Below are 23520 nucleotides of genomic sequence, written 5' to 3'. Positions count from 1 at the left end.
CGGCCTACCGCGCCGCTGTGATCGCGTCGAACACGGCGGTCGCACTCGGGTCGAGTTGGGCCTGCGTCGTCTGGTCGTTCCCGAGCAGCACCACCGCGATCCCGTCGTCGGGGAACAACGCATGCATCGCGTGGAAGCCGCCGACCGTACCGTTGTGCCAGATGAGCGGTTTGCCCTCGTACGTCTGGGCGACCCATCCACACGCATAACTGCCGAGGCTCGGCGTGAACATCAGCTTCAGCGTCTCGGCCCTGAACAGCCCCGGCCGCAGCAGCGCCGCATCCCATCGCGCGAGGTCTCCCGCGGTCCCGGTGATTCCACCCGCGCCCAGCATCCACGGCAGGTTCCACTGGTACGCCCGGTGTACGCCGTCCGCCTCGGCGTAGTAGCCGAGGGCAACGTCCCGGCTGCCCAGCGCCGGGTAGCTCTGCCTGGTGTCGCGCATCCGCAGTGGCCGGAAGAACGACTGCGCGAGGTACTCCCCCAGCGTCATCCGGGTCACCTTCTGCACGACCAGCCCCAGCAGGAGGTAGTTGGTGTTGCTGTAGGCGTACTGCGATCCCGGTGGGAACTGCAGCGGCAGGGTCTGCAGTTTCGCCACTACCTCCGAGTGATCCCGCTCGCCGCTCGCGACAAAGGCGTCGTACGCCGGTTCGAACAGCGGGAACTGGTTGTAGTCGATGATGCCGCTGACCTGCTGCAGCAGTTGGAGCAGCGTGATGGCGGCCCCGCGTGGATAAGCAGGCAGGTACTTGCCGAGGGGATCGTGGACGGAGAGCTTGCCGCGTTCGTGCAGCCGCAGTACCGCGGCCGAGGTGAAGCCCTTGCTGATCGAGCCAAGGTTGTAGATCGTGTCGCCGGTCGCCGAGCGCCGGCCCCGGGACAGGTGCAGCCGGTCGTCCAGCTGCTCGACCTCGAAGAAGTCCTCGCCGGTGAACACGTCGGGCTTGCCACGGTCGCGCAGTCCGTAACCCTTCGTGAAGATCGTGCGGCCGTGCTTGCTCACCGCAACGGTGATGCCGACGCCGGGCGGCTGGATCGCCGCCACGATCTCGTCGATCCGCTGGATCGTCCCGCGGGCGGACCCCGCTGTCGCCTCGGCCGGCGCCGTCAGACTCGCCGCGGCGACGCCGGCCAGGGACGCCGTCAGGAGCGTCCGTCTCGAGGGTGTGCTCGCCATTCCCGACCTCCGTGTCGTCGTCCGGACCTCGCAGCCCAGTGCAGCCGGTGGGTCCAGGTCGGCTCTTCGTTGTATCGCACACAAGATTGGCTCCGACTTCGGCCGATTGGACGAGTACCGCGGCCGTCGCAGCGGCTCAGGATGCTCGCATGTCGACGACCCTGATCATTCGAGGCGGTACTGTCCACGACGGCACCGGCGGCCCCGGCCGGGCCGCCGATGTCGTGATCGAGAACGACCGCATCGTCGCGATCGGGCCCGGCCTGGCCCGCGACGACCAGGACGCCGAGGTCCTGGACGCGACCGGTCTGGCGGTCGCCCCGGGCTTCGTGAACGTCCTGAGTCACTCCTACTTCACCCTCGAACGCGACGGCCGCGGACTGTCCGACCTGTACCAGGGCGTCACCACGCAGATCTTCGGCGAGGGAATCTCGATCGGCCCGTTCACCCCGGAGATCCGGGCCGAGCTCGAAGCGACCCGCGACGCGGGCGATCCCGAGCTGGTCTGGGACCGGCTCTCGGAGTTCCTCGCCCACCTCGAGACCAAGGGCGTCATCCAGAACGTCGCCAGCTTCGTCGGAGCGCACAACCTGCGGATGATCGGCGCCGGCGCGGACGACCGTCCGATGACCGCGGCCGAACTGGCGAACGTCACCGGCATCCTGGACGAGGAACTCGCCGACGGCGCCCTGGGGATCGGCTCCGCCCTCATCTACCCACCCGGCTGCTTCGCCTCGACCGACGAACTGGTTGCCTTGTCCACGGTCATCGCCAAGCGGGGTGGCATGTACATCTCGCACATGCGCAGCGAGGGCGACCATTTCCTCGAGGCCGTCGACGAGCTGATCGAGATCGGCCGCCGCGCCGGAGTCCACGCGGAGATCTACCACCTCAAGGCGGCGGGACGGCACAACTGGCCGAAGATGGCGCAGGCGATCGAGCGCGTCGAGGCGGCCCGCGCGACCGGCCAGCCGGTCACCGCGGACATCTATCCGTACCTGGCCGGTCAGACCTCGCTGGGGGCATCGATCCCGCCGGACTTCCACGACGGTGGCCATGAGGCGCTCGCCGCACGCCTGGCCGACCCCGCCGAGCGGGCCCGGATCCGGGAAGCGGTCGTGACGCCCTCCCCACGCTGGGAGAACCTCTACCTCGCCGCCGGCGGCGCCGACGGTGTGATGCTGCTCCCCGATCCGAACGGCCCGGCCGCGAAGTACCGCGGACTCAGCCTGCAGCAGGCAGCCGAGGCCGACAGCCAGGATCCGGTCGAGATGCTCTGCCGCCTGGTCGAGCAGGAACCGTCGCTGAGTGCGATGTACTTCATGATGGACGAGGACGTGCTGCGCAGCGCGCTCCGCAATCCCTGGGTCTCGGTCGGTTCGGACGCGCAGACGTTCGCGACCGAGGCGCCGTACTCGGACGGTGCGACGCATCCGCGCTCCTACGGCACGTTCGCCCGCATCCTCGGCCGGTACGTCCGCGAGGAGTCGCTGCTGAGCCTGCCCGAAGCGGTCCGCCGGATGACCAGTCTGCCGGCCGGCAACCTCGGTCTGAGCAATCGCGGCGTGCTTGCTCCGGGCAACTACGCGGACGTGATCGCGTTCGACGCCGGTACCGTCGCCGACCGGGCGACGTACGAGGAACCGCACCAGTACGCCGTCGGCATGCGGCACGTCGTCGTCAACGGGACGGTCGCGCTCGCCGGCGGCGCACCCACCGGCAACCTGCCCGGCCGCGCGCTGCGCCGTGGCCAGTAGCCCCGCGAAGGAGAAGGCATGAAGGAACAGCTGGAGCAGGTGCTCGGGCCAGTGCATGCGCAGGCCTGGGTGCACGCGGTCGACCTCACCACCGGCAAGGAGGCCGGGTACGGCGAGGACACCGCGGTGGTACTGGCGAGCGTGTTCAAGATCCCCGTACTGGTGGAGTTGTTCCGCCGGTTCGGCGACGGCCGGCTCGATCCGGCGACGCGGATGGACGTACCGGTCGACGGTCGCTCCGCCGGGCCGACCGGGTTGTCGGTGATGGCCGGACCGATCGAGCTGTCGCTGCACGATCTGGCGTACTGGATGATGAGCGTCAGCGACAACGCGGCCACCGACATCCTCGTCAACCTGCTCGGCACCGAGTCGATCAACGCGACCGTGCGCGAGCTCGGACTGACCGCGACCCGGGTCGACGGCACCTGCGACGACATCTACCAGACCATCTACGCCGACATCCCGGACACCGACGAGCTCGAACTGGAGGCCTGGCGAGCCGCCCGGGCGATCGATCCCGCGCGCACCCTGCAGGCCTCGACGGTACGCGACATCACCAGACTGCTCGCCGCGATCTGGAACGACGAGGCGGCGCCTCCCGAGCAGTGCGCGGAGATGCGTCGCATTCTCGCGGGGCAAGCCTGGCCGCACCGACTCCGCAGCGCGTTCACCGAGACGGGCACGATCGTCAGCGCCAAGACCGGCACGCTCCGGTTCTGGCGGAACGAGGCAGGCGTCGTCCGAACTCCCGACGGAAGCCGGTACGCCGTCGCGTCGTTCGTCCGGACCGACGACCCGGACTACCGTCTCCCCGCGGTCGACGCGGCAGTGGGGTCCGTCGCGCGGATCCTGGTCGACAATCTCAGGTCGGTCCCGACCAAGCTCCGTACGCCGGTCACCGCGACTGCGTCGACCCCGGACGAGATCCGCGCGTACGCCGGAGAGCTCGGCGCCGAGATCTGGTTGCACGCGCGTGACCTCGCCACCGGCCGGACGGTCGGCGTCGACGCGGAGACGCCGGTGGTCACCGCCTCGGTTCTGAAGGTCCCGGTGGCGCTCGAACTCGCGCGCCAGGCTGTGGCCGGCGAGGTGGATCTGACCGAACGGATCACGGTGCCGACCGAGGGCCTCGTCCCTTCGCCGTACGGGCTGGCCATGCACCGCGATCCGGCGCTCATCTCCTACGACGACCTCGCCCTGCTGATGATGGTGATCAGCGACAACGTGGCCACTGATCTCGTGATCGATCGGGTCGGCAAGGACCGTGTGGCCGCACTGCTGGCCGAGCTCGGGTTGCCGGGGACCGCCGTACCGCAGAACTGTGCGGAGATCCTGGCGTCGATCGAGGCCGACCTCGCGATCAGCTACACCGACGACGAACGCGAGCTGGCCGACGTACCGGTGGAGCAGTTGCGTGCGCTGCGGGCACTCGATCCGGCCGGGACCTGCCGGACGACACCGGACGAGATCACCAGCCTGCTGGCCGGCATCTGGCGCGACGAGGCCGCCGACCCGGAGGCCTGTGCGCTGGTGCGCGGCTGGATGGGCAAGCAGGTCTGGCCGCATCGGCTCAGCAGCGGATTCCCCGGTGACGAGGTCACGGTCAGCGGCAAGACGGGCACGCTGCCGCTCGTCCGCAACGAGGTCGGCGTGGTCGAGTTCCCCGACGGCGGCCGGTACGCCGTGGGCGTCTTCACCCGGGCCGCCGACCCGGCTCCCAATGCCCCGCAGTTCGACGGGCTGATCGGCTGGGCGGCCGCGCAGGCCGTGGCCCAGCTGCGTTCCTGACCCTTCTCATCCCCTGGAGCCGACATGGCTTTGCGAACCGCAGTCGTGGCCGCCGCTGGTGCCGCCGCACTGCTGCTGGCCGCGTGCAGCGGCGGTGGCGGTACGACGAACTCCGGCGACGGCCGCGTGTCCGATCCGCTCAACACCGCGAACACCGCCACCGTACGATCCGGCGGCACCGTGACCTACACGATCACCTACCCGATCTCGAACTGGAACGTGCTGAACTCCGGCGGCGCGACGTACTCGGTGCTGGACATCTCCAGCGTGCTGCTGCCAGGCGTGTTCCTGATTCAGCCGGACGGATCGCTGGCCCCGAACGAGCCGGTCGCCACGAAGGTCGAGAAGGTCGCCGATTCACCGCAGACGATCCGCTACACGATCAACCCGAAGGCGGTCTGGTCCGACGGTACGCCGATCTCGGCCGACGACTTCGCCTACACCTGGCGGGTGCTCGACCCGCGCCAGTGCCCGAAGTGCCAGGCGTCCAACACGGCCGGGTACGACCGGATCAAGTCGGTCACCGGGTCGAACGGCGGCAAGACGGTGACGGTCGTGTTCGACCAGTCGTACGTCGACTGGAAGGCACTGTTCTCCCCGATCCTGCCGGCGCACGTGGCCGCGACGTACGGGTCGGTGACGACGCCGGCCGGGCTCGAGAAGAGCTTCAACGAGGGGTTCGCGAAGAACGTGCCGAAGTTCTCGGCCGGGCCGTTCAAGATCCAGGAGTACACCTCGGACGGCTCGGTGGTGATGGTCCGCAACGACAAGTGGTACGGCAAGGCGCCGAACCTCGACAAGCTGGTGTTCCGCCTGATCACCGACGTCTCACAGCAGCCGACCTCACTGGCGAACGGCGAGGTCGACGTGATCTACCCGAACCCGCAGGTCGACATCGTCCAGCAGGTCGACGACCTGCCCGGGGTGAAGTACCAGGTCACGCCCGGCGCGTCGGTCCATCAGGTCTGGCTCAACCTGAACGCACCGACGCTGAAGAACATCGCGCTGCGCAAGGCGATCATCCAGGCCGTCAACGTGCAGGGCGTGATCGACAAGACGATCGGGCAGTTCGACCCCACCGCCAAACCGTTGCGCAGTCACCTCTTCATCGAGGGCTATCCGGGCTACTCGGACGTGGACACGGCGAACGAGTACGGCATCGGCGACGTGGAGAAGGCCAAGAAGACCCTGACCGATGCCGGCTACACCGGGGTCGGGTCGAAGGTCGTCGCGCCGGATGGTACGCCGGTACCGACGCTGCGGTTCATCGTTCAAGCCGGTGACAAGCTCCGTGCCAGCGAGGCGCAACTCGTGCAGGCGGCGGTCGCGCCGCTGGGCATCCAGGTCAAGTCCACCCCGGTGCCGAACACGATCGACGGAGTCCAGGCCGGCAACTGGGACCTGACCGTGGGCACCGTGACGCAGTCACCGTTCTCGGCCACCAGCAACATCCCCTACTACCTGAGCTGTCCCGCAGGGGTCACCTTCTGCCGGTTCAACCTGGGCAAGTACGGCAACCCGAAGGTGGACAAACTGCTGAACGCGGCACTGTCCGCGACCAGCGCCGACGTCGCGACGAAGGATCTGCAGGAGGCCGACAAGATCGTGTCCTCGGACTACGCGATCCTGCCGCTCTACCAGAACCGGTCGTTCCTGGCCTACAGCGCGAAGCTCGGCAACATCCGGGAGAACAGCCTGGCGTTCCCCACCTACAACACCGAGCAGTGGGGACTGCTGGACGGCTCATGACGACCACCGCGGAAGGACGACCCCGATGCACGACCTGATGCTGGCAGATCTCGAGCGGCTGATCTGCTGCGAGTCGCCGTCGTCAGACCTCGACGCCCTGCACCGCTGCGCGGATGTCCTGACCGGCATCGGTACGACGTGCCTCGGCCAAGCACCGGTCCGGACGGAGGCCGGCGGCCGACCGGTCCTCCGGTTCGGACCGGCCGACCCGGCCGTCCTGCTGCTCGGGCACCTGGACACGGTCCACCCGATCGGCACGCTCGAGCAGACGCCGTACCGAGTGATCGACGGGCGCGTCTACGGGCCTGGCGTGTTCGATATGAAGGTGGGACTGGTGCAGGCCGTGCATGCGATGGCTGCTTGCACTGCCCGCGACTACGTGGGCCTGCTGGTCACTGCGGACGAGGAGCTGGGCTCCCCGGCCAGCCGTGAGGTGATCGAGTCGGCGGCCGTGCGGAGTCGCGCCGTACTGGTGCTCGAGGCAAGCGTCGACGGCAGGCTCAAGACGGCTCGGAAGGGTGTGTCCACCTACGAGTTGCAGTTCACCGGGCGGGCGGCACATGCCGGCCTGGAGCCGGAGAAGGGTGCCAACACGAGCCTTGCGCTCGCGCAGGCGATCCTCGCGGTCAGCGATCTCGCGGACACCTCGGTCGGGACCACCGTCACTCCGACGGTGGCCCGGTCGGGCGTGACGATCAACACGGTTCCGGACACCGCGTCTCTCGCGATCGATGTGCGGGCCGCGAGCAAGGAGGAGCAGGAACGCGTGGACAAGGCGATCCGTGCCCTGCCCAGCCCGGTCGACGGCGTGTCGATCGAGGTACTGGGCGGGATCAATCGCCCACCGCTGGAAGAGAGCCTGTCGGCGGAGCTGTTCGCCCTCGCACAGGACGTTGCCGGTGAGCTCGGTCTGCCATCGTTGGAAGGGGCTCACGTGGGCGGCGGGTCGGACGGAAACTTCACCGCCGGACTCGGAATCCCGACGCTTGACGGACTAGGTGCCGTGGGCAACGGCGCGCACACGGTCCACGAGTGGGCCGACGTCGCCGCGCTCGGCGAGCGCACGCGGCTGCTGACGGGATTGATCGACCGTATCGCCGCCGGAGCGCGCGGATGACGGCCGTGCTCGAGGCCGAGGTGCGCGAGGCCCGGAAGGTGGCCGATGCGGTCGCCCGGGCCCGGGACCTGACCATTCGCGAGCTGCACGAGCCGATCGAGCATCGCGATGCGGAACGTCTCCTCGGGCGGGTCTGGCGCACCGGTCCGGCCAGCCCCCCGGTGTCGGGCGACCTGATGCGCGCTCTGTCGCACGCCGGTGCGTACGTCGCGGGCGCCTTCCTGGACGGCGAACTGGTCGGTGTCACCGCGGCATTCCTGGCCAACCGACCCGGCTCGTCCGCCGAGCTGCACTCGCACATCACCGGCGTCTTGTCCGAGGTTCGGGGCCGGCAGGTCGGCTGGGCGTTGAAGCTGCACCAGCGGGCCTGGTCGCTGGAACGCGGGATCGAGTCGATCGCGTGGACCTTCGACCCGCTCGTCCGCCGCAACGCGTACTTCAACCTGACCAAGCTCGGCGCGCACGTGGTGTCGTACCTGGTCGACTTCTACGGCGAGATGGCCGACGGCGTCAACGCCGGTCAGGGCAGCGACCGGCTCCTGGTGCGCTGGCCGCTGCGGGCTCCCGACGTGATCGCGGCCGCGGCGGGCCATCACATCGAGACACCTGTGGCAGCGGGCGCAACGATCCTCGACACCGACGGCGACGGTCGACCGCGCCGGCTGGCGATGCCGGACGGGCCGACGATCCGGTGCGCCGTACCGGCCGACATCGAGGGAATGCGGCTGGACGACCCCGCGCTCGCGCAGGTCTGGCGAATGGAGGTCCGGACGGCGTTCCAGGAGGTACTGGCGAGCGGGGCCCGGGTGGCCGGAGTGACGAAGGACGGCTGGTACGTGTTCACGAGGGAGAGGAAGAACCGTTGAAGATCACAGGTGTCGAGCTGCGGCGGATCGGGCTGCCGCTGGTGGCTCCGTTCGAGACGTCCTTCGGTGCGCAGACCCATCGCGACATCCTGCTGCTCCGCGTGGTGACCGCGGACAGCGAGGGCTGGGGCGAGTGCGTGGCGATGTCGGAGCCGGTCTACTCCCCCGAGTACGTCGACGGTGCGGCCGACGTACTGCGTCGATTCCTGCTCCCCGCAGTCGCCGCCGCTGGGCCGATTACTGCTCCGCTCGTTGCCGAGGTACTGGCGCCGTACCACGGTCATCCGATGGCCAAGGCGGCGCTGGAGGCCGCGGTGCTGGACGCGCAACTGAAGGCGGCAGGCATGTCGTTCGGTGACTACCTCGGTGCGGTCAAGCCGTCCGTGCCGGCCGGGGTCTCGGTCGGGATCATGGCGTCGGTCGACGTACTGCTCGAGGCTGTCGGCGGCTATCTGTCCGAGGGGTACGTACGGATCAAGCTCAAGATCAAGCCCGGTTGGGATCTGGAGCCGGTGCGTGCCGTGCGAGAGCGGTTCGGTGACGACCTGATCCTGCAGGTCGACGCCAACACGGCGTACGAGGTCCGGGACGCCCGGCACCTGGCGCAGCTCGACGCCTTCGACCTCGCGCTGATCGAGCAGCCGCTGCCGGAGGACGACCTGCGCGGCCACGCCGAGCTGGCACGGATGATGTCGACCCCGATCTGCCTGGACGAGTCGATCACCTCGGCACGGTCCGCGGCGGATGCGATCGCCATCGGAGCCACCTCGGTGGTGAACGTCAAACCCGGTCGCGTCGGCGGCTACCTCGAGGCCCGGCGGGTTCACGACGTGTGCGCCGCGAACGGAGTCCCGGTGTGGTGCGGCGGAATGCTGGAGACGGGCATCGGACGCGCGGCCAACGTGGCGCTGGCGGCCCTGCCAGGCTTCACGTTGCCCGGTGACACCAGCGCTTCCAACCGGTACTACGCCCGCGACGTGACTACGCCGTTCGTGCTCGACGGCGGGCATGTCACCGTGCCGACCGGTCCCGGCCTTGGTGTCGACATCGACCGCGACTGGCTGGACGAGATCACGACCGGAGTGGAGTGGGTCGCGTTCTCCTGATCATGCGTCCCCGGCGAGCCGGCGAAGCCGCAGTTGCAACATCGTGGCCAGCCGGACGTCGGGGTCGTCCAGGTCGAGACCGCTGATCTCGCACAGCCGGCGCAGGCGGTAGCGGAACGAGTTCGGGTGCAGGTGAACCGCGGCGGCCGCGTCCGCGACGTTGCCGAAGGCATCGAGATAGGCGACCAGGGTGTCGACGAAGCCGATCTCGTGCCGGTCGTCGTACTCGATCAGCGTGGCCAGCGGTCCCAGATGCAGCTCGCCGTCCTCGGTGACGAGGTCGGCGAGCCGGAGCAGGAGTGACTCGGCCTGGACGTCGTCGAAGCGGGCGATCCGGCGGCCGCGGCGATCCGCCTGCAACACCCGGAGCGCCCGGTCCGCCTCCCGGCGGGACAGCGCGACCTCGGCGAGCGACTCGGTTGTCCGGCCGACGCCGATCACGGCGTCGGCGCGGGCACCGATCCGGGCCAGGAAGTCCTCGGCCAGCCGGATGATGTCGCGATCGCCGTTCAGCACCGTTCGCGTCGAACCGTGGCCGGCCGGGAGGACGACGTACGTGACCCCACCCACCAGAGCGGCCGCCGACCTCGGGTGGACCGCGGCGAAGTGGAGAGCCAGCGCATCGCGCAGCCGTTGGGAAGCGGCCTCGTTGTCAGCCGCGTCGCCCGCGAGGACCTGAGCGGCCATCACACACAGCCGGCCGTCGGCCAGACCGAGTCTCTGTGCGGCCTCAGACGCACCCGCGCCACCTTCCAGCACAGTAGCGACCAGGTCGGCGCTGAGCCGTCGCTCGACATCCGCGCCGGCCCGGGCCCGAAGCATGTGCAAGGCAACAATCCGCGCGGAGTCGGCGAAGGCCGCGGCACGATCGGCGGTCAGTGGCCCCCGGGCGACGGCCCACATCGACCCCAGTACTTCGTTGCCTGCCCGCACGGCGATGGCGACGCGGGGCAGCATCTCGTCGGTCAGCGCCTCGACGTACACCGGCTCGTCGCCGTGGAAGAGCTCACGGAACGCGCCGCGCTCGTGCAGCATCCGGGTGTACCGGTCTGGCACCTGACGGCCCAGGATCGTCTCGACGCGGCCGGGGTCGGACTCCTCCTGATGCCCGGAGAACGCCAGCACCCGCGATGCCCGGTCCTCGATCGTGACCGGCGCGTCCAGTAAGGCACCGACCGCGTTCGCGAGGGCGAAGAGATCGCCGGCCGGTGCGCCCGCGAAGTCGTCCGTGCCGCCGACCATGTCGGCTGAGGCCAGTGACATCGTCCGGAGCAGCGCCGCCACGTGCGACCACGACGCCGCCCGGGTCAGCCCGAGCAGCGCGACCGAGCTCTCCCGGACCGCCCTGACGACCGCCTCGGAGGTCTCGACCGGATGCTTCACGACGAGCCCGATCGCACCGCACTCACCGAGCCGCCGCAGCAACTCGACCGTCGTCTCCGCGTCCCGGACGCCGACCCCGAGCACCAACTCCCCCGGACTGACCACCAACTCGTCGTCCGGGTCGTAGATCAGTACACCGGTCAGCTCCGCGTCGAGCTTCCCCGGCGACGCGACCACATCCAGCAACGTCCGCCCGAGATCCTCGAGCACGCGCGAAAGCTTCGACCTCGCCTGACCACTCATTGCCCACCGATCCTAGTACCGCCCCACATCGTTGCGCTGCCAACCGACTCGCCTCTGCAACCGAACGCCGCCACGCGGACCGCCCCTGGCGGGCGCCGCTGGGTCGGCGCCGATGGTGGGTCAGCCCATCGGAGTGTGGGTTGGCCCACGGCATCCGGCTGGCCAACCCCGCGTCCGGTGGGTCAGCCCATCAGACGGGGCTGGGCAGGTGGGGTGGCGGCGCGGGGCACACAGCGGTTGGGGTGGGGGGAGGATGTCGAGTGGGCGGGAATCCGGGCACCTCCGTCGGAGGGATCAGGCTCCCGCTGGCGGACGAAAGGCGCCGATCAGCTTCCGGTACGCCGACGGGTTGCTGAGCAGATCGGTGTTGTCGGCGAACTGGTCGATGGCGCCGAACATCCCGAGCGCCCGCACCCGTGGGTCGGTGACCGTGGCCTGGCAGGCGTCGACGAAGCGTTCGGCGCCGAGCACCATCGCCGGTCGGTCGAAGAACTGATGTGGAGACGGATCGACCTCGGGCGTGATCCCCAACGCGTTGTGGCGCCGCGCGACCAGCTCGTACGCCGTGGTCAGCGCGCGCTCCCGATCGGCGTGGTCGCCGGCCGCGACCACCTCAGCCAGCACTCGGTCCAGTCTGTCCGCGTGCCCGAGCCGGCCGAACGCCGTACCGAGCCATTTCGTGTACGGCGCGTAGGCGCGCGACTGGAGCAGCGCAAGGCGCATCAGGTCCCGGACCAGCCGGGTCGCGACGACACGGGAGCCCAGCTCATCGCCGACCTCGTGCGCACGCTGGACGAACGGCTCCTCCTGCGCGATCCGCGACCACTGACACGTGAGCAACCAGCGCCACAGCTCGTCCGGATACCAGTGCAGTGCGGCCCGGACCGGCTCGAGCCGACCATCGTCGGCGTACACCGCACCTGCGACCACACCCTGCAACTGCTGCTGTGGCGTGACCATCCAATCCTCGAGGCTGACGCCCTTGCTGGCATCGAATCCGAGGTGATCGACCAGCCAGCCGGACAGCGTCGTGACCGTGATGTGGTGAGTCGGCTCCTGCGCATCCCACCCGAACCGCACCGCGTGACCGTCGTACTCCTCCGGCAGGTTGGCCTCGATCGCCTCCCGCACCGGCTCGACCTCGTCGACGAACACCTGCAACCGCGGACCCCAGCCATGGTCCATCGACCGCTCGGTGTCATACCCCAGTACGTCGGACCCCCACCCGAGCAACCCGGCCGCGTGCGGAACCTCCACCACCGGCCTGATCACCTCGGCATAGAACCCACGACTGACCTCGAGCGCCGACCGAAATCCCGTCACCACCCCATCATCGGGCGAATCGAGGTTCATCCTGGGTCCGAGCCAAACTAGGGCATGTCGAAGTACCGGCGCGTGCTCCGACGTTGCGGGAAAGGTGTGACCTCGGCTACGGAAGGTGTTTGAAATGGGAACCACGGTTACTGCTGATCTGTTCATCTCTGCGGACGGTTGGGCCCGCGGAGCGGAGTCGCCGGGGTACTTCGGGTACCTCGGGCCGGATCTGCAGCAGTGGATCGACGAGGAGGGGGCACGGCCGCAGCATGTGCTGATGGGGCGCCGGACCTACGAGGCGCTGGCCGGGTTGCCGGAGGAGGTGAAGGACGCCGGATACGAGCGGATGGCGAACCTGCCGAAGACGGTGTTCTCACGGACGCTGAAGTCGGTCGAGTGGCCGAACAGTACGATCGAGTCCGACGATCTGGTCAAGTCGGTGCTCGCGCTCAAGGAGAGCAGCGACGTACCGCTGCGCACGATGGGCAGCATGTCGGTGGTGAAGCAGCTGGTCAACGCGGGTGTGCTGGACAACCTTCGGCTGATGGTGTTCCCGCTGTTCTGCGGCCCGACCGGACGCGAGTGGGCGTACGACGGGCTGAACGAATCCGAGCTGACCCTCACCAGTCAGCGCGTCCTCGACAACCGCATTCTCCTGGTCGAGTACACGCCGACAGGCAATCCGATCCCCCGCTGAGGTTGGCCGCGGCTACTCCTTGCGGCACGCTATAGTCCAAGCAACCATACGGTTGCAATCGGAGGTTGTCGTGGGCTTTCCCGATCGGATCGAGCGGGTGCTGGAGCTTGCCCACCCGCCGGAGAAGGTGTGGACCGCGCTGACCACAGCCGAGGGCCTGGGCACGTGGTTCGGGAACGAGGCGACGATCGATCTCCGGCCGGGCGGTGTTGCGCGGCTGACCTGGACCAGCGGTGACACCGCCGAGCTGACCCTGGAGCGCGTCGAGGAGCCGACGGTCTTCGCGTTCACCTGGCACATCTACGGACTGCCCGCCGACGACCCGCGCCGGACGTACGTCGAGTTCTCCCTCGAACCGACCGGCACCGGCACCCGGCTCACCGTGGTCGAGTCCGGCTTCGCCCAACTACCACAGGAGGCACACGACAAGGCGTTCGGCGGCAACAGCACCGGCTGGACCCACGAACTCGGCGAACTGGTCGACTACCTCGATGCCGCCTGAGTCCGGTACGCCGTCAGCACCCGACGTCGAGGCGGTCGCGGAGCAGGTGTTCGTCGCCCTCGCCGACCCGAGCCGGCGCAACATCCTGGCCGCCCTCGCGGTCGGCGGCCCGGCGACCGCCACCGACTTGGCGAACCGCCTGCCGATCACCCGGCAGGCGATCGCCAAGCACCTGACGCTGCTGTCCGAGGCCGGCCTCGTCACCGCCGAACACGGCGAGCGTCGCCGTGTCCGCTACCGGCTCCAGTCCGCGCCGATGCAGGTGGCACAGCAGTTCCTCGCTGCACTGGCCCGGGACTGGGACACCAACCTCGATGCCCTACGCAACCACCTCGACAGCTGACCTCAAGCGGATGACCTGACTCGCGTAATCACCGGTCAAGGTCAGCGACAACCCGTGGCTCATCAGCAGGGCACCCGACACCGACGTCTCACCGACCTGGTACGTCGCCGAAGCGTCCAAGCCCTGCAAGCGAAGTGGTCGCGGCGCACTGTCGTACTGCTGTGCCTCCTGATACACGAGTACGACGGACTCCGTGCGATCAGCCGTCACGTACTGGACCGCCGACGCCGATCGACCAGGCTCACCCAGGCGGTACTGCGATCCGTGCTGCACGACGTGCCGGATGTCCTTGTACGCCGCGATCAACGACTTCGCCAACGCGAGCTCGTCGGCCGACCATTCGGTCAGATCTCCACCAATTCCGAGTACGCCGGCCATCGCGACGTGAAAGCGGTAGGTCAGCGGGACCTGACGCCTGTTGATGAACGTCGGCAGGTCCGTCACCCAGCACGACATCGTGCGGGCCGGATAGACCTGGCTGAACCCGTGCTGGATGTAGCGGCGATCCAGCGCGTCGGTGTTGTCCGAGGTCCAGAACTGGTCGGTGCGAGCCATCATCCCGAGGTCGACCCGGCCACCGCCGCCCGAGCACGCCTCGATCGCGACCCCGGGATGTTTCGCCCGGAGCGCGTCGATGATCGCGTACACCGCCGTCACGTGGTCGAACCAGATCCGCCCCTGCCGGTCGGGTTCGGCCGGCCAGCCGGTGTCGGCGAACGGGCGGTTCATGTCCCACTTCACGAACTGGAGATCGTTCGAGCTCAGCAGTTCGTCCAGCACACCGAGAACCCAGTCGGCGACGTCCGGCCGGGCCAGGTTGAGGACCAACTGGTTGCGCATCAGCGCGGGTTCGCGCCCGTCGAAGTGGTACACCCAGTCCGGATGAGCGCGGTAGAGGTCCGAGTCCGGATTCACCATCTCGGGTTCGACCCACAGGCCGAAGCCCATGCCGAGCGCGTGGACCTTCGAAATCAGCGGTTGCAGCCCGTTCGGAAAACGGTCCGGGTTCACCGACCAGTCTCCCAGCCCGGTCCGGTCGTCGACCCGTCGGCCGAACCAGCCGTCGTCCAGCACGAACAGCTCGCAGCCGAGGTCGGCCGCCTGCGTGGCGAGCTCGACCTGGCCCGCCTCGTCCACGTCGAACTCGGTCGCCTCCCACGAGTTGAACAACACCGGACGGACCTCAGTTGCCCGTGGCAACACGTGCCTCAGTGCGAACGAGTGCCACGCGCGGCTGGTCGTACCAAAACCGCCGGTGCTGAACAGACCCGAGGTCACCGGCGTCTGCAGCTGCTCTCCTGGCTCCAGCCGGCGCGGCCCGAAGTCCTCGTGGCCCCAGCCGAACAGCACCTGCACCGGCTCATCGAGTTCGCGCTGGGCCAGCAGTCGCCACGACCCGCTCCAGTGCAGAGCCGCGCTGTAAACCTCGCCGTGCTCCTCGGTCGCTGATCCGTCGTCGATCGCGAACCACGGGTTGGCGTGGTGGCTCGTGATCCCCCGTCGACTCTCCAGCACGAACCGCCCCTCGGCCAGGTCGGTCCGGCCGAGGCGGGTCTCGGCCGCCCACCGCCCGGTCAGATGCGACATCCGGTACTGCGCCTGTTCCGGCATCACCCATGCGGCCGAGTCGAGGCGATGCACATCGACCGCATCACCCGACTCGTTCCGCAGCGTCACCCACCGGTCGATCACGTCGCAGTCGTCGTACACCCGGTAATGCAGGCCAATCCTGACCTCGCGGGCGTCGAACAGCAGTTCGAGCTCACGGCCGTCGTGGACGACATGCCCCGCGAACGACCACTCGGTACTGCGGACGTCCCCGAAGCCGAGCGACAACGCGGCCCGTCCGAACTGCAGGCGTCCGTCGAGCGGGTACTCCTCATGGCCGTTGGCCGGCGACCGAAAGCTCGGCCACTCCCCGGCCAACCTGGCCGCCGTACTCGTCGCCAGGTGCGCCGCGTCGGCCGGCGTGATCCTGTCACCCCAGTGCGTGTGAATCGGGATGTCGTCGTCGCCGAGGTAGGCCGAGTACGACGTACCGGGCGTGGTGAGCAGCAGGACCCGGTTCTCGAAGAAGACAGTCACTTGACCGCCCCCGCGGTGAGACCGGCGACGAACTGCTTCTGCAGGGCGACGAAGAACAGCAACACCGGCAACGACGCCAGGAACGAGAAGGCGTACAGGGTGCCGAAGTTCGTCGAGTACTCCCCCACCGATCGGTAGACGCCGACAGTGACCGTGGTGCCGGACTCCGGGCCGAGGACGATCAGCGGGGTGAGGAAGTCGTTCCAGACCCAGACGCCGAGGAAGATCATCACGCTCGCCGCGGCCGGGCGCAGGGTCGGGAAGACCACCTGCCAGAACAGGCGGAACCGGCTCGCGCCGTCGATGCTCGCGGCCTCCTCCATCTCGACCGGCACCGTGCCGATGAAGCCGGAGAAGACGAACACGCCGAACGGCAGGTAGTAGGCGACGTTCGCACAGACCACGCCGACGACGGAGTTCATCAGGCCGGCCGCGCCGAGCACCTGCGTCACCGGCTGCAGGATCACGGCGGGCGGGATCATGAGGCCGGCCAGCAGCATCAGCAGTGCCGGCCGCGTCCAGCGGGCGGTGGACCGGACCAGATAGTGCGCCAGCATTGCCGAGAGCAACGTCAGCGCCAGCACCGAGAGGACGGTGATCTGGACGCTGTTGAGCAACGCCGACCAGTACAGTCCGTCCTCGCGGCCGAGTACGGCGCCCAGGTTCGCTCCGGTCGGCGGCGTCGGCAGGCCGAGTGGCGAGGACTGGATCTCACTCGGCGGCTTCAGCATGCCCATCACCACGACGTACACCGGGAAGAAGAACAGCGCGGCCAGGGCGACCGCGGCGATCGGGCGTGCGGTCCCGAAGCGGTTCCTCACAGCTGCACCTCCCGCCGTTGCAGCAGGCGCAGGACGACGCCGCTGAGGACGACGATGATGCAGAGCATGATGGTGGCCTCCGCCGCGGCGTAGCCGATCCGGTCGCCGCGGACTCCTTTCTCGATCACGTCGAAGGCGATCGAGGCGGTGGTGTTGCGCCCCGGCCCGCCGTTGGTGAGCACGAGGATGTGCTCGTACACCTTGAAGCCGCTGATCAGCAGCATCACCGTGTTGATCGTCACCGCCGACGCGATCATCGGCCAGGTGACCGAGCCGAACCGGCGCCACCAGCCCGCGCCGTCCACGATCGCCGCCTCGTACAACTCCTTCGGTACGCCGTTCAGCCCGGCCAGGTAGACGACGACGCAGAAGCCGAGCATCTGCCAGCAGAGGATCCCGCTGATCGAGTACAGCGCGATCGACGGGTCGGACAGCCAGCCCGGCGCGGACTCGACGCCCGCGTCGGCCAGCACCTTGTTCAGTACGCCGTCCGGCCGGAGCACGCTCTGCCAGATGACGCTGACCACGATGCCGCTGAGGATCACCGGCGTGAAGAAGACCGACCGCAACAGCCGATACAGCAACGACTCGCGATCCAGCAGCAACGCGATGCCGAGACCGAGCACATTCGGTACGACGACCACGATCGCGGTCACCACGAACGTGTTCTTCAGCACCAGCCAGAACTGGTCGTCCTCGAGCAGCCGGCGGAACTGGTCCAGCCCGACCCAACTGGTCTGCGGGTCGAACCGGTTCCGGTCGGTGAACCCCTGGGCGACGGTCCATCCGATCGGAACCAGCACGAGCAACCCGTAGAGGAACAACCCGGGGAGAGCGAACCCGGAGAACTCCCGCGCCCGCCGCAGCACGGACGGCAACTCCCGGCTCTTCGGTGGCCTGCTTGGCCGCAGCATCGACTACCTTTCCTCGTCGGCTGCCGCACTACTTGAGTGCGGCGTATTCCTTGTCCAGCTTCCCGACGGCGGCCTGGGCGTCGGACTTCCCGTTCAGCAGTTCGACCGCGATCTGCTGCACCGGCACGGTCAGGTCGGCGGGCAGGCCGTTGTCACCCTGCTCGATCGACAGCGCCGGGGTGACGGTGCCGTCCTTGACGGCTTGGTTGTACAAGGCAAGCGTCGCCTTGAACAGCGGACCCATGTCGGCCGGCGGCTGGTAGCCCGCGACGGTGTTGAAGGTTCCGTCCGCCCGGGTGAAGGCGTCCGAGGTCTCCTTGTCCTTGGTCCACTCGAGCGCGAACTTCTTCGCCAGGTCGACGTTGTCCGCCTTCGCGCTGACGCTCAGCCCACCGCCGGTGAGGTTCGGCACGACCGCCTTGCCGTCGTCGGACGGCCACGGGAACACGCCCACGTCGAACTTCGGCTTGTCGTTGTCGGCCGAGGTGGCGAACCACGAACCCATCGGGTACATCGCGGCCGAGCCGGCCCGGAACGCCTTCTCGTGGTCGGCGTACGAACGGCTGGTGCCTTGCTTGTCCAGGTAGCCGAGCTTGGCCAGCTGGGCGACCTTGCCGGTGGCCTTCACGAACAGCGGGTCGGCGAAGGTCTTCGAGCCGTCCCGGATCTGCTTCGAGAAGTCCGGGTCGGACAGGTAGACGTCGGTGCCGGCCGTGCCGACCCAGGTGTACATGCTCGCGAACGTGTCCTGGCCGCCACCGCCGACGGCGATCGGCGTGATGCCCGCTGCCTTGAGCTTCGCGCACGCGGCCAGGAAGACGGTCCAGGTCTTCGGCGCAGCGGTGATGCCGGCCTTCGTGAAGTCGGCCTTGTTGTAGTAGAGCAAGGACTGCGGCTGGGCATTGGTCGGCAGCTGGTAGATCTTGCCGTTGATCGCGCCGGACTCCGGGCTGGCGAAGTCCTTCAGCTCGTCCTTGCCGAACTCGGCCAGCTGACCGCCCTCGGCGAAGCCCTGCGGGTTCACCGCGATCATGATGTCCGGCAACTGCCCCGAGCTGGCCAGTTGCTTGGCGTACGTCGTCCGGTCGACGTTCGGGGTGACCAGCTTCTTGATCTTCACCCCGGGCACCTTCTGCGACACCCGGGCGATCGCCGAGTCCCACAGCGAGGCCGGCAGGTTCGGGGTCTCGAAGGTCAGCATGGTCAGTTCGACCGTTCCGCTCGCGTCACTCGTCGACGCCTTGCCGCCGCTGGTACAGCCGGCGAGCGCTACCGTCAGAAGCGTCGCCGCCGCGACCGCGCGTGTCCACCGTGCTGAGCCTGTCCCACGTGATGGCATCGGGTTCCTCTCGATCTGGCCCGCGTGGTCGCCCCGGCGACCCACTCGGCAGTAATATGCAACTCAGTTAGCAATATTGGCGCGAGCATAAGGACGATTCATCGGATGAGTCAAGACAGAGCCGCCGGCGGCCGGATGGGCGATTCGTCGCTGTTGCGCAGACTGAACCTCGCGGCAGCCCTCGGCGCCTTCCTCGAGTCGGAGTCGCTGACGCTGCGTGGACTGCGCGCCATCGTCGGCGTCTCCCGGCCGACCGCCGAGGACCTGCTCGCCGAACTGCTCACCGAGGGCCGGGTCGAGGAGACGACCCCGCCCCGGAAGCCGGCGTCCGCCCGGGGCGCCGGCCGTCCCGCCCGGTACTTCCGCTTCCGCGCCGAATCCGGGTACGTCGCCGGACTCGACATCGGAGCCCACAAGGCGATGGCCGTGGTCAGCGACCTCCGTGGCAACACACTGGCGACCCATCGGGTCGAGCTCGACCCGGAGCTGCCCGGTCCGGACCGGGTGCAGGCTGCCGTCGATGTGGCTCGCGCGAGCTGGGCCCAGGCGCGGCTCGGCGCGGACGACATCACCGGCATCGCCTGCGGCGTGACCGGTCTGCTCAGCGCGGCCGAGGGCGTGCACGACGTCCGCGAGGGACCGGTCGGCTCAGGGCTGGCGCCGTACTCGCTGCCGGGATTCACCGAGCTCGACGTGACCGGTGAACTGTCGGAAGGGCTCGGACGGCCCGTGACCGTGGCCAACGACGTGAAGCTGGCCGCGCTCGCCGAGCACTGGAAGGGTGCCGCACGCGAGCACCGGGACATCGTCTACATGTTCGCCGGACACCGCGCCGGCGCCGGCGTGCTGATCGACGGGCAGGTGCACCAGGGCCGGCACGGCGCCGCGGGTGAGATCGGCGCCCTGCCGATGCTCGGCTGGGAGGCAGCGGTCGATCGGCTCCACGCGCGCGGTGCCGCGCTGGCCGCCGAGCAGGGTGCCGGGCCGGGGCGTGAGGGCGAGTTGGTGATCGCCTCGGCCGCCCGCCAGGACCCGGAGAGCCTGGCGGTGCTGATCGAGTTCGCCGAAGTGCTGGCGCGCGGCGCGGCCGTGCTCGCGCTGGCCGTCGACCCCGAGGTGGTCGTGCTCGGCGGCGGTATGTCGCGCGGTGGCGCGATCATCGCCGAGCCGTTCCGCCGGGAGCTGGCGAAGCTGACGCTGGTGCCGATCGAGGTGCTCAGCTCGACGATGGGCGCCGACTCGGTCGCGCTCGGAGCGGCCCGGATGGCGCTGGACACCGTGCTCGCCGAGCTGCTCGCGGTGCCCGGCAGCTGAGCCTGGGGGCTTGACCGCAGGCGGGAACCGTTGGAAAGATCGGATCTCTCAATAGGCAATCTTGTTGTCATTATTTCTCCCGCCCACCTGGAAGTGAGAGAACCCCGATGGCCCTCCGACTTGCCCGGCGCCGGCGGCGGCTCAGCGCGCTCGCCCTCGCGCTGGCCCTGCTCGCCGCGCTGCTCAGCACCACACCCGCCCGGGCGCAGGTGGAGAACCCGCGCCAGCAGTGGATGCGCGACTCCACCGCCGGGCTCTTCCTGCACTGGGGCATGTTCACCGCGCCCCGCCACACCGATTGCGCCGCCTGGGAGCGTGACGTCACCGCCGGTGGCTGGAACGCCGACTACTGGGTCGACGAGGCGCAGAAACTGCACGCGTCGTACATCGTGCTCGCCACCTTCCACAGCCGCCTCGGCTACGCCCGGCCGTGGCCGTCCAAGATCCCCGGTAGTTGCTCCACGCAACGAGACTTCCTGGGCGAACTGGTCGCGGCCGGCAAGGCCAAGGGCGTGCACGTGCTGCTCTACATGACCGACGACCCGCAGTGGCACAACGAGGTGCCCGGGGTCGAGACCCTCGATTCGGCGGCCTACTCGGCGTACAAGGGTCAGCAGGTCGACCTGACCACGCGGGACGGGTTCGGCATGTACAGCTACGACCTGTTCCACGAGGTGATGGACAACTATCCGGACCTGTCCGGCTTCTGGATCGACAACGACAACGCCTACTGGGAACAGCACGGCCTGTACGAGCAGATCCGCCAGCAGCGTCCCTCGTGGTTGCTCAGCAACAACAACGAGGACACGCCGATCATGGACACGGTGAGCAACGAGCAGAAGACCGGCATGACACCGGCCTACGACTACCCGCAGGCCACCTTTACGCCGATGCCGCGGCTGACCGAGGCGGACTACAAGCTGCCCAGCTCCGGCCAGTGGTGGTACGACGGTAGCGACAGCAAGGTCGACTACGGACTCAGCGTCGGACGGTACGTCGCCAACGCGGGATCCTCGATCAAGTCGCTGATGGCCGAGACCGCGATGGTGAACGGCAAGTTCCCGCCACAGCAGGTCGCTTTCAACAACTTCATGGCAGAGTGGCTGCCGCCCGTCTGGTCCTCGCTGGCCAAGACCAACGGCGGCGGCTACATGTACGGCGGCATGCAGCCCGGGTTCTGGAACGACGGGGCGCACGGCGTCATCACGCTCGCAGACAACGCCCGGACGCAGTACGTGCACGTGCTGACCAAGCCGAAGTCACAGGACCTGGTGAGACTGCGGGACAACGGCTACCGGATCACTGGGGTGACGGACGTCCGGACCGGGAAGAAGTTCCGGTTCAACCAGTCCGCCGGCTACCTCACCATCCTCGGGGTGACCGACTGGGACACCTACGACACGGTGTTCAAGGTGACCACGGGCGGGCAGGCCGGCCTGTATCCGCAGTCGATCCTGACCGCGACGGCCACCGCCGCCACCGCCGACCACCCGGCCTCGAACCTCGTCGACGGCAGCTACCCGGACTACTGGGACGCCAACGGGCAGTTCCCGGTCGCGACGACCCTCGACCTGGGCCGGCCGCGGTCGGCGACGTACCTGGCGGTCAACCAGACGGAGTGGTCGCCGACGCACGCACGGGAGTCGTTCGGGCGACCGGAGGACTCAGCGCGGATCAAGGACTACAAGGTGTCGGTGAGCGTCGACGGCAAGCAGTGGAAGACGGTGCGGACCAGCGCGATGCCGAGCCGGCGTGGGGTGCAGTTCATTGACATCGGCAACCAGCTCACCCGCTACCTCAAGCTCGAGGTGCTCAACACCTGGTCGGGCCCGCAGTCGCCGCCGTTCTACCGGCAGCTGAAGATCGACGAGATCAAGGTCGGCTACGCCTACCCGCAGGCTCTGGCCAACCCACTGCCACTGGAGGCGGAGTTCCACAACAGCGGTGCATCCCGGATCGAGATCTGCACGGCCTGCTCAGGCTCTGCGCAGGTGGTCGGATTGGACCGCGGCAGCGTCACCTACGAGGACATCCAGGCTCCGGCGGACGGGACCTACCGCCTGCAGCTCGACGGTACGACGTCGGCCGCCGGCACGTTCGCGATCCGCGTCAACGGTGCGGCTCCGATCACGGCCGACCTGGATGCCGGCAACCCGGAGGTCCCCGGCAGTACGGCGGTCGCCGTACCACTGAAGGCTGGTCCCAACACGATCGAGGTGTCGGGCACTGCCGGACTCGACCGGATCAGCGTCGGTCCGATGCCACCGGCGTCGTACGTGCCGAAGACGACCATGACGGTGAAGCCTTCCGGCGTCGTGTGGGTCGGTCCGGGTCAGCAGTCGGTCGAGGTGTCGGCCGATCTGCGACTGGACGAGGACTCGGTCGACAACGTGCGAATGGCTCCGGCCGTGCCGTCCGGCTGGACAGTGTCGGGCGATCCGGTCACGTCGGCCGGATTGCGGCTGGGTCAGACGATCAGCGGCTCATGGACGATCACCAGCCCGGCGTCGGGTCAGACCGGCCCCGTGCAGGTCCCGGTCGAGGTGTCGTTCGAGACGGTCGGCCTTCCGCACAAGGTGAGCAAGACCGTCCCGATCCAGGTGCGCCCGGCCGACCGGGTGTTCATGCGTGAGGCCGAGAGCTCGCTGAACCAGATCGGCAGTGCCGGTGTGACCAGTTGCTCCGGATGCTCAGGCAGCCAGAAGGTCCGCAACCTCGGCGGCTCGGACGACGCGCACGTGGTCGTTCCGGAGGTCACTGTGGCACAGGCCGGCCAGTACCAGCTCTACCTGGACTACACGGTCAACGGGACCAAGTCGTACTTCGTCTCCGTCAACGGCGGTGCCCCGACCGAGGCGTCGGTCACCGGCATCGGCAACTCCACCGTCCAGACGGTCGCCGTACCGGTCGAACTCAAGGAGGGCACGAACACCCTCCGCATCTTCAACGACGAGGATTCCGCCCCGGACCTCGACCGCATCTCCATCGGCTGAGGCTGAAGC

At 68.6% G+C, this 23520-nt stretch carries 18 protein-coding genes; 11 read left to right on the top strand and 7 right to left on the bottom strand.

Annotation, left to right across the window (positions count from 1 at the left end; all coding sequences use genetic code 11):
* Positions 1-4: 4 nt before the first annotated feature.
* Positions 5-1180, bottom strand: coding sequence for a serine hydrolase domain-containing protein (locus ACIBG5_RS22330; RefSeq protein ID WP_396393398.1), 1176 nt, complete (start codon positions 1178-1180; stop codon positions 5-7).
* 149 nt (positions 1181-1329) lie between these two features.
* Here ACIBG5_RS22330 and ACIBG5_RS22325 point away from each other — a divergent pair, with 149 nt between their 5' ends.
* From ACIBG5_RS22325 to menC, 6 genes are read left to right on the top strand one after another with little or no spacing between them, the layout of a single operon-like run.
* The gene (locus tag ACIBG5_RS22325; protein WP_396393397.1) at positions 1330-2937 is read left to right on the top strand and encodes an amidohydrolase family protein; all 1608 of its coding nucleotides are present in this window, start codon (positions 1330-1332) and stop codon (positions 2935-2937) included.
* Between the two features lie 18 nt (positions 2938-2955).
* Entirely contained in the window at positions 2956-4725 is a 1770-nt protein-coding gene (locus tag ACIBG5_RS22320; RefSeq protein WP_396393396.1) for a serine hydrolase, read from the top strand.
* Positions 4726-4749: 24 nt separating this feature from the next.
* Entirely contained in the window at positions 4750-6474 is a 1725-nt protein-coding gene (locus ACIBG5_RS22315; protein WP_396393395.1) for an ABC transporter family substrate-binding protein, read from the top strand.
* A gap of 25 nt (positions 6475-6499) precedes the next feature.
* A complete protein-coding gene (locus ACIBG5_RS22310) occupies positions 6500-7591 on the top strand; it encodes a M20 family metallopeptidase (RefSeq protein WP_396393394.1) in 1092 nt (363 codons plus the stop codon).
* A complete protein-coding gene (locus ACIBG5_RS22305; RefSeq protein ID WP_396393393.1) occupies positions 7588-8457 on the top strand; it encodes a GNAT family N-acetyltransferase in 870 nt (289 codons plus the stop codon). Before ACIBG5_RS22310 ends, ACIBG5_RS22305 begins: the two co-directional genes overlap by 4 nt.
* On the top strand, positions 8454-9563 hold the full coding sequence (gene menC / locus ACIBG5_RS22300; protein WP_396393392.1) for an o-succinylbenzoate synthase: 1110 nt from the start codon (positions 8454-8456) through the stop codon (positions 9561-9563). The genes ACIBG5_RS22305 and menC overlap by 4 nt, the downstream gene beginning before the upstream one ends.
* On the opposite strand, the gene ACIBG5_RS22295 is transcribed toward menC, so the two are convergent.
* Both ACIBG5_RS22295 and ACIBG5_RS22290 read right to left on the bottom strand, forming a co-directional pair.
* Positions 9564-11156, bottom strand: a complete 1593-nt coding sequence (locus ACIBG5_RS22295; RefSeq protein WP_396393391.1) for a helix-turn-helix domain-containing protein — start codon at positions 11154-11156, stop codon at positions 9564-9566.
* A gap of 327 nt (positions 11157-11483) precedes the next feature.
* A complete protein-coding gene (locus ACIBG5_RS22290) occupies positions 11484-12512 on the bottom strand; it encodes a DUF4037 domain-containing protein (protein ID WP_396393389.1) in 1029 nt (342 codons plus the stop codon).
* Between the two features lie 124 nt (positions 12513-12636).
* Here ACIBG5_RS22290 and ACIBG5_RS22285 point away from each other — a divergent pair, with 124 nt between their 5' ends.
* The 3 genes from ACIBG5_RS22285 to ACIBG5_RS22275 all read left to right on the top strand — a co-directional run bounded on the left by ACIBG5_RS22285 (position 12637) and on the right by ACIBG5_RS22275 (position 14045).
* A complete protein-coding gene (locus tag ACIBG5_RS22285; protein ID WP_396393388.1) occupies positions 12637-13200 on the top strand; it encodes a dihydrofolate reductase family protein in 564 nt (187 codons plus the stop codon).
* A 70-nt stretch (positions 13201-13270) separates the two neighbouring features.
* Complete coding sequence (locus ACIBG5_RS22280) at positions 13271-13702, top strand: SRPBCC domain-containing protein (protein WP_393382454.1); 432 nt, start codon at positions 13271-13273, stop codon at positions 13700-13702.
* Complete coding sequence (locus ACIBG5_RS22275) at positions 13692-14045, top strand: ArsR/SmtB family transcription factor (protein ID WP_396393387.1); 354 nt, start codon at positions 13692-13694, stop codon at positions 14043-14045. Before ACIBG5_RS22280 ends, ACIBG5_RS22275 begins: the two co-directional genes overlap by 11 nt.
* Here ACIBG5_RS22275 and ACIBG5_RS22270 read toward each other — a convergent pair.
* From ACIBG5_RS22270 to ACIBG5_RS22255, 4 genes are read right to left on the bottom strand one after another with little or no spacing between them, the layout of a single operon-like run.
* On the bottom strand, positions 14022-16130 hold the full coding sequence (locus ACIBG5_RS22270) for an alpha-galactosidase (protein WP_396393386.1): 2109 nt from the start codon (positions 16128-16130) through the stop codon (positions 14022-14024). The two genes, ACIBG5_RS22275 and ACIBG5_RS22270, sit on opposite strands and share 24 nt — an antisense overlap.
* The gene (locus ACIBG5_RS22265; protein ID WP_360449106.1) at positions 16127-16951 is read right to left on the bottom strand and encodes a carbohydrate ABC transporter permease; all 825 of its coding nucleotides are present in this window, start codon (positions 16949-16951) and stop codon (positions 16127-16129) included. The genes ACIBG5_RS22270 and ACIBG5_RS22265 overlap by 4 nt, the downstream gene beginning before the upstream one ends.
* Positions 16948-17865, bottom strand: coding sequence for a carbohydrate ABC transporter permease (locus ACIBG5_RS22260; RefSeq protein WP_396393385.1), 918 nt, complete (start codon positions 17863-17865; stop codon positions 16948-16950). The genes ACIBG5_RS22265 and ACIBG5_RS22260 overlap by 4 nt, the downstream gene beginning before the upstream one ends.
* A 28-nt stretch (positions 17866-17893) precedes the next feature.
* Positions 17894-19204: an ABC transporter substrate-binding protein gene (locus tag ACIBG5_RS22255; RefSeq protein WP_396393383.1), complete on the bottom strand. Its 1311-nt coding sequence runs from the start codon at positions 19202-19204 to the stop codon at positions 17894-17896.
* Positions 19205-19309: 105 nt separating this feature from the next.
* Here ACIBG5_RS22255 and ACIBG5_RS22250 point away from each other — a divergent pair, with 105 nt between their 5' ends.
* Positions 19310-20518, top strand: coding sequence for an ROK family protein (locus ACIBG5_RS22250; protein ID WP_396393382.1), 1209 nt, complete (start codon positions 19310-19312; stop codon positions 20516-20518).
* A 107-nt stretch (positions 20519-20625) separates the two neighbouring features.
* Positions 20626-23511, top strand: coding sequence for an alpha-L-fucosidase (locus tag ACIBG5_RS22245; RefSeq protein ID WP_396393381.1), 2886 nt, complete (start codon positions 20626-20628; stop codon positions 23509-23511).
* Positions 23512-23520: the final 9 nt, after the last annotated feature.

The sequence above is a fragment of the Kribbella sp. NPDC050241 genome (assembly GCF_044459685.1).
In the GTDB taxonomy this organism is placed as follows: domain Bacteria; phylum Actinomycetota; class Actinomycetes; order Propionibacteriales; family Kribbellaceae; genus Kribbella.
The sequence above is the reverse complement of the archived record's forward strand: the minus strand, read 5'-3'. Positions and strand labels throughout refer to the sequence as shown.